Origin of the sequence: Bacteroides caecigallinarum (assembly GCF_021531075.1) — a bacterium.
Taxonomy (GTDB): Bacteria; Bacteroidota; Bacteroidia; order Bacteroidales; family Bacteroidaceae; genus Phocaeicola; species Phocaeicola caecigallinarum_B.
This window is the reverse complement of the sequence record NZ_JADYTJ010000080.1, coordinates 1-7499: the sequence shown is the minus strand read 5'-3', so window position 1 is coordinate 7499 and position 7499 is coordinate 1. Positions and strand designations below refer to the sequence as shown.

Genomic DNA, 7499 nt, shown 5'->3' with positions numbered 1-7499 from the left:
GAGGTAATACTTGTGGTGTAATCCGGAGATTATTTATGTTTTTGATTATGTAACAAAATCAAAAAAAGTAAGACGATATTACATCATTACCATTGGGAACTTAATTTTTTTCTATGTTGTTTCCAGTTTAGGATACTTTGTCGTATGTTTGTTTTCCATGTGATAAAACGTATAATATGACAGATAGCATAGAAAATATAGGTTTGATGATTCGGAATGAACGTCTTCGCAAGGGACTTACTCAAGAAGAACTAGGTAAACGTATAGGAGTTGGAAAAGCTCAGATTTCAAAAATTGAGAGTGGAAAAGGACTTACAATAAAGACAATAACAAAAGTTCTTGATGCTCTTGGTATGTCTGCTTCTATTATCTTACAAAATACGCAGGCAATTGATAAAAATGTGATTGTATATATCGTTGCCGTTATCAATGAATTTGCCAAGACTTATCATATATCTGTTCGTGAAGCAAATAATTATTTAATACGTTTTAATGGTATTGACTTCCTTACGGAACATTATGAAGCAGAACATCTGCTTTCATTGGATGATGCCATTCAGGATCTTACTCAAGTTTGTTTAAATAATGGAGGTGGCATTCAATGAAATTATATCACGGTTCTGATGTTGGGTATAGCAAGCGGTAGGATATTGAAAATAGATAAAGTACTGGTATTTTAATGTGTGACTTTTCATTTTTATGTATAAGAATTTATTGATTCTCAATAATATTCGTAACTTTGCAATATAATTTATATATAACAACGATGCAACATAATAGAATGAACATACCTGCAAATACATTATATCGAAGCACAAAATGCTTTGAGCGTGTGTCGTATGTTCATGCATCAAGCATTGAATCATTGAATAAATACAAATACACTTTCCAACGATCTTTATGTATATTATTGAGGTTACAATGATGCTGATAACCCTCTGATAATTATAATAGAAAGCCGTCGGAAAGTCCTGATTAAAAACTTTTCGACGGCTTTTTCTTTATGCCTTTTGGTGACATCCGCTCGATGCGTCCTTCTCCGTCAATTCCGTCCATGGGCAAAATACGATGTATTATTAACCGCGCAGTGATGCGCATAAATGAACAAAATTATGAATTATAAATTTGATGGAAGCAGGGTGTTCTTTACATCCGACACGCACTTTAACCATACCAATATTATCCGGTTCTGCAACAGGCCCTTCAAAGATGTAACCCACATGAATGAAACGATAATAGCCAACTGGAACAGCGTGGTTGGCCCTGATGATATAATATTTCATTTGGGAGACTTTTGTTTGGGAGGTTCTGCCGAATGGATAAATGTACTAAACAGGTTGAATGGGAAAATATATCTTATAGCCGGCAATCACGATATAAAGAATCTCAGGCAGAATTATACGAAGTACTTTGAACAGATAACGATGCAGATGCATATTGAAGTTGATAAACAGAAAATTTATCTGAATCATTGTCCCTTCCTTTGTTATGGAGGAGCTTACAGTGATACATGGCAACTCTTCGGGCATGTACATACCAGCAGGCATAACACCGGCAAGGATGTTCCGCGGTTGAAAATGCTTTTCCCGACTCAGTATGATGTAGGTGTAGATAACAATAATTTCACACCGGTATCATTTGCACAGGTAAAGATGATAATAGAGAAACAGATAGAACAATTAAAGGAAGGAGACTAATAAAATGAGAATACAATATATGAGTGATTTGCATCTCGAATTTCAGGAGAATAGCAGATATCTGAGATATAATGAATTGCCTGTTACAGGCGATGTACTGGTGCTGGCAGGAGATATTTTCTATCTCAAGGATAAGACTGCTCCAGTTATGAATTTCTGGAAGTGGGCATCCAAAAATTACCGTCAGGTATTGATTGTTCCTGGTAATCATGAATACTATAACTATTCGGATGTGATGGAACGCGGTTTTCAATGGAAGTGGATGTTGCGGGAGAATGTGGGTTACTATCAGAATCAAGTTGTCCGCATCGATGATACGGACTTTATACTGAGTACGCTTTGGTCACATATCAATCCGAATGATGAATATTTTGTATGGAAAGGTATGAACGACTTCCGTCAGATTAAGTTTGGCGGGAAGCTGCTGCAGGTGGAGGAATTCAACCGGATGCACGAGATCAGTATTGACTTTATTCGGAAAAACATCGAAGAGAGCACAGCAAACCATATTGTGGTGGTCACACATCATTTGCCTACACTCCAAGTAGTAGCAGCGCACCATAGAGGATCTGTTCTGAACAGTGCATTTGCAAGTGAGTATGATAATTTAATCGCCAATAGTAGGATTGATGCATGGATATATGGACATTCGCATACCAATATTGATACGGAAATAGGAGGGACCAGGGTAATCTCTAACCAAATGGGATATATTTTTGCAAATGAGCATCTGGTGAATGGATTTGAATCGGGCAAGTTTATTGAAATTAAATGAGTACAGCGATGAATGAAAGAAAAATCATAGATAGAAAATACATTTGCGATTTAGCTAAGGAAGTTGGTCTGACTACATTAGATCTGGAAGCATTAGGCGAAAATCATCATTGGGAAATTGTTGTTGAAGGAAATTTACTGGAAAGGATGATTGAGACTCAGCGTCAGTTTGAGCGTCTTGCCGTGATTGGTGATGAAGAGTGTCGTGGGTTTTATATAGAGGTGCCTCGGCCAACATCAGAAGATTGGGGTAATGCAGAGGAACTGATTGCTTCGGGAGAATACAGCAGCATGGATGCATATCTGTCGGACTGGCTTGCGTTCAATCCGATGGAAACGCGCTGGTTCTATGTAACCTCAAGAAAATACGGGAATAACCGGTCGATTCATGTTACCGACCGGAAATTTACCCACTTTGTTATTTCTAACCGCTCCTCGTATTATGAAAAGAAGTTCGATGATGTTTGTTGCAAGGAGAACCTTACACGTTTTTTCGACTTTTTGAATCTTATGATTGGTGTTATTGTAACAGATTCCGACGGGTTTAATGAGTATGTAGCAAACAATCTGCCATACCAACAACGTACAGGTAGGATTTCCAGAAAGAACCTGGTTCGCATAGTTCCGAGTCTTAGGATTGATGTAGAGGACCGTGAAATGACAGTTAAGGCTTTAGAGGACTCAATACAAGGGTGTTCTTTGTCTCCTATAGAGACTATGACCATACGAAAGTATTGTAAATTTTATCGTATTGCTAACGAAGCTTATAAGGCTTATCATAAGAAACGGGATATCGGTGGACGTATCAATAAGGATTCAAAAAGAGATCTCCAAAAAATCTCGGATGTGGCTTACTACAAGTATATGAAGTATGTGGATGTGGAGAACCTTTATAACGTCGACAGCCAGGAGGATTTCATACGGTTTGCAACGGATTATTACGGTGAACTTGGGCTTTCACGTTTGAATATCTTAGCTTCAAATGTTCAACATCAGGGATGGAAGATTGTTGTTTCCAACAGTTATTCATCCAATGTCGGATTGGCTATGGAGGTGGCTGTCTCCCTGTATAAGGCTGATGCTCCATTACATATTTACGATGCTGAGAAACTTCTGAGTATTCTGAAGGAAGAGGATTTTGTCCGACTGGTTCCTGATTCATACCATAACTATATGGGATATCAGGAAGAAGGTACCGTCTATGAGCTTCCTTGGGAGTATGAATGTTCTGACGAGAAAAACTCTTTTCTTACTCTGGAGCAATATCATGATATTATTTCTCATACCGAATGGGAGTCTGAGAAACGTGTAGAGCCTATTTCTTAATGGAACGTCGTAATTAAAAGTTGGCTTATCTCCATGTTTATGCGTGGTTGATAAGCCATTTTTTTGCAATCAAAACTTCATGAGGGAAATAGCGAAATTGGACATATAACAAATACAAAATATAGGATTTACAATCAATCACTATAATCTGACGATAAGTTTTCTAAGAAAAATTAGTTTTATTCTCAGAAATTACATAGTTTTGTATTTATAATCTTCATAATAGTGAAGATTAATACTTAAAAGTATATTTAATTATCATTATAATGATATATAAATACGGTTTATATGGTAGATTTTTATGAATACTCCACGCCTGAGCTTGTAAGGCTATTAGGTAACAGATTTAAGGAATATAGAATTCGTTGCAATCTTACTCAGAAAGATGTTTCTGAGCAATCTGGTATCGGACTTACAACCATCCACAAATTCGAGAATGGTACAGCTGGCAATATTTCATTGTCAACATTTATTGTGTTGTTGAAAGTGGTCGGACAGATTAACACTATAGACAATCTTCTTCCGGAATTGCCTGAATCTCCTTACATGATGCGTAAGGATGATAAAAAGGTACAGCGTGTCAGACACTCTAAATAGCATAAATTATGGTACAGTCGTTAAAAGTAATACTTTGGGGTGAGGAAATAGGTAGATTGGCATGGGATGTCAGACGCAGGTTATCCTATTTTATGTATAATCCGGCCTTTTTGAAGAAAGGTCTTAACATTTCTCCATTAGCTGCACCGGTTGATGGAGCAAGAGGACTTACACCTGTATGGGGAGAAGAGGCCAAGATTTATCAAAAATTACCGGCATTTTTAGCAGATTCGTTGCCTGACGCTTGGGGTAATCAACTTTTTGAATTATGGCGCCAACAGAATCACTTGTCAAACGCAGATATTACTCCTCTTGACAAACTTTCATTTATAGGAAAGCGTGGAATGGGAGCTTTGGAATTTTTGCCTGAGGTTTCAAGAGAGCGTAAGGCTGAAAAAATAGATATCAAATCATTGGCAAATTTAGCAGAGCGTATATTTTCAGAAAGAGAAAATGCCAGAATCCTGCCTGAAGAGTCGGTAACAATGCAGTCATTACTTACGGTTGGTACTTCAGCCGGTGGTCGTCAACCTAAAGCCATTGTTGCCATTAATCGAAAGAATGGTGAGGTTCGTAGCGGGCAGATTTCCGGATTAGAGGAATTTGATTACTATCTGGTCAAATTTGGGAATTCGCAATACAGCTCGGCAGAATTGGAGATGTCTTACTATGAACTTGCTACAATGGCAGGGATAAATATGATGTCTTCAAAACTCTATCAGGTGGATGGAAATAATCATTTTATGACAAAACGCTTTGACCGTAATAATGGAAAAAAGATTCATACACAAACTTTGGCCGCAATTAGTCCTGATGCGGACAGTTACGAACAATTGATTACAGTGTGTCGGAAGCTCCATTTGCCGGAAACAGACTGTTATGAGGTATTCCGCAGGATGGTCTTTAATGTATTGGCAAACAATACAGATGATCACAATAAGAATTTTTCATTCGTTATGAGTGAGGATGGTACTTGGCGTCTGTCTCCTGCATACGATGTAACTTATATATTTGACAATGGAGGATTCTTACCAAATGAAGATCATTGCATGTATATTAGGGCAAAACTTAGGGATATAACACGGGATGATATTATTCAATTTGCTAAAGATAATGGAATACGTAGGCCTGATGCAATCATACGTGATATAGTTAGTGCCATAAAACAATTTCGTGTGGTTGCCACTAAATATGGTGTTGCTGAACAGTGGGTAGGACGTGTCGAAAACATTATATTTGACCGTCTGAAATCATGGGGTGAGTTAGAGGAAATAGCTCCTGAAATATGCGAATTGATTATAAACGGACATATTATAAAGAATATCCGTATGGAGCAGGCGTACAAGGGAAATTTCCATTTGCTTGCTGAAATAGACGGTCATGAACGTAAGTTTATTATTGGTAAGAATAAAGAAGAGTTTTCACTTATTGAATCAATGGGCATAGCAAACCTGTCATCGGATCAGCTTAAAGATATGGTTGCAAAGTATTTTATTCACTAGAAAGTGTAATCGCCGACTTAGATAGACAGACAGGTCTCTCACGACAGTATTTAAATAAACAGTCTGTGTATCTCTTATATTAGGTTGTATTTTTTTTCATCATGAGATACAAACGATTAATAGTTTTTGTATTTAAGATGGATAATAGAAAATACTCCAAGCAATATCACAATAAAAATTCTGTTGTCCAATGTTGCTGCCGGTTCTAATTCTCCCAAATGTTCAATTGCTACGGAGAAGGCAACCATGAGGCTATCCTAATAAACGGATTGAGCATATTCCAAATAGATACATGGTAAAATATTTATGAAATTACTAGTTCAAATCATAGACTTGTCTGTCTATTTTTCGTAAAACATAGATAGACAATATTACCATGAGCATAATTCGTCCAAAGATGCCGATATTGCGGCACCTGTTATTCCCATATCAAAATAAAATATGAGAAGCTAATTGCAAGGTATTTTCACCAGTACTGCAGTAAAGGCAGCTTTGTTAAGAGGTTTTGTAAGTGTAATACCGACTAAGAAAAACCGCAACGCATGAAAATGGAAAAGAAAACATCAATCCCCAAATGTACTAGTTCAAATAGTCAATAACAGCAGAATATACTTTCTCAGATACAATCAGACATCTCTGAATTTTCTCCTGAAAATGAAATAATTGGAAAATAACCTCTATATTTGCTAATAGATGTTGCACTCCTGTTTAAGAGTATATGAAAACATATAAAATTTATATAGAAGGATCATTCAGAATAAGCATTTTAATACGATAAATTTAGATATGACAACAGAAGAAAAAGATAGAATTTTTAGTTCTATTCAAGATATAGTAAACAATAATCCAGTTATAGTTGTTGGTTGTGGAGCTTCAATGGGCTTCGGCATTCCTGGAATGTGGGATTTGGCCGAAGCAATAAAAAAAGATTTCTCAGAAACCCCACCCATATCAGAGGAATCTCAAAATTGCATAAAAAAGCTTATTGCAAAACTTGACGAAAATGTCGGGTTGGAAGATGCCATGCTCAGTTTGAAATGCACTGAGGAGGTCGAAAATAGAATTATTAATATTGTATGGAATGAGATAAAGCCAAAAGACAGTGAAGTTTTTGCAAACATTATCCAATCGCATCATCGCCTACCTTTAGCAGATTTGCTTACTCATTTGATATACAATAGAGCAGATGCTGAAATAGATATTGTAACAACCAATTATGATTGTCTTATAGAATATGCAGCATCTCAAACAGAAGCTTATGTAAATTGTGGATGTTCACAATCTCATATTGGAAAATTTATTGGTTTTGATCATAAAAATCAATTTGCAAAATTGAAAGATTATGAAGGGTGTGTAAATATATATAAGATTCATGGTTCTTTAGATTGGTTCATAGATGACAAAGGGAAAATGAATTGTTATCCTAATATTACATCTATACCGGCCCAAATGAAGCCCTGCATAATAACACCAGGAACAAACAAGTATGAACGTGCGTTGGAAGACCCTCATCGGTCTTTAATATCGTCTGTTGATGGGTTATTTAAAGAAGCTTCAGGTTATATGTGTATTGGTTATGGTTTTAATGATAAACATATTCAAC

The 7499-nt window shown here is 36.5% G+C and carries 7 protein-coding genes; all 7 read left to right on the top strand.

Annotated features, from left to right (window positions below):
• Positions 1-176: 176 nt before the first annotated feature.
• Complete coding sequence (locus I6E11_RS13825) at positions 177-605, top strand: DUF3791 domain-containing protein (RefSeq protein WP_118327786.1); 429 nt, start codon at positions 177-179, stop codon at positions 603-605.
• Between the two features lie 507 nt (positions 606-1112).
• The gene (locus tag I6E11_RS13820) at positions 1113-1697 is read left to right on the top strand and encodes a metallophosphoesterase (protein WP_235338726.1); all 585 of its coding nucleotides are present in this window, start codon (positions 1113-1115) and stop codon (positions 1695-1697) included.
• A gap of 4 nt (positions 1698-1701) precedes the next feature.
• Positions 1702-2472: a metallophosphoesterase gene (locus tag I6E11_RS13815; protein WP_117700102.1), complete on the top strand. Its 771-nt coding sequence runs from the start codon at positions 1702-1704 to the stop codon at positions 2470-2472.
• Between the two features lie 8 nt (positions 2473-2480).
• Complete coding sequence (locus tag I6E11_RS13810; RefSeq protein WP_235338725.1) at positions 2481-3797, top strand: hypothetical protein; 1317 nt, start codon at positions 2481-2483, stop codon at positions 3795-3797.
• Positions 3798-4085: 288 nt separating this feature from the next.
• A complete protein-coding gene (locus tag I6E11_RS13805) occupies positions 4086-4394 on the top strand; it encodes a helix-turn-helix domain-containing protein (RefSeq protein ID WP_022277019.1) in 309 nt (102 codons plus the stop codon).
• A gap of 8 nt (positions 4395-4402) precedes the next feature.
• Positions 4403-5896, top strand: a complete 1494-nt coding sequence (locus I6E11_RS13800; protein ID WP_235338724.1) for a type II toxin-antitoxin system HipA family toxin — start codon at positions 4403-4405, stop codon at positions 5894-5896.
• A gap of 786 nt (positions 5897-6682) precedes the next feature.
• The coding region (locus I6E11_RS13795; protein WP_235338723.1) for an SIR2 family protein at positions 6683-7499 on the top strand (817 nt) is incomplete at its 3' end.

Coding starts and splice junctions, on each gene's coding strand:
- I6E11_RS13825 (WP_118327786.1), top strand. CDS start 177: ATGACAGATAGCATAGAAAATATAGGTTTGATGATTCGGAATGAACGT.
- I6E11_RS13820 (WP_235338726.1), top strand. CDS start 1,113: ATGAATTATAAATTTGATGGAAGCAGGGTGTTCTTTACATCCGACACG.
- I6E11_RS13815 (WP_117700102.1), top strand. CDS start 1,702: ATGAGAATACAATATATGAGTGATTTGCATCTCGAATTTCAGGAGAAT.
- I6E11_RS13810 (WP_235338725.1), top strand. CDS start 2,481: ATGAATGAAAGAAAAATCATAGATAGAAAATACATTTGCGATTTAGCT.
- I6E11_RS13805 (WP_022277019.1), top strand. CDS start 4,086: ATGGTAGATTTTTATGAATACTCCACGCCTGAGCTTGTAAGGCTATTA.
- I6E11_RS13800 (WP_235338724.1), top strand. CDS start 4,403: ATGGTACAGTCGTTAAAAGTAATACTTTGGGGTGAGGAAATAGGTAGA.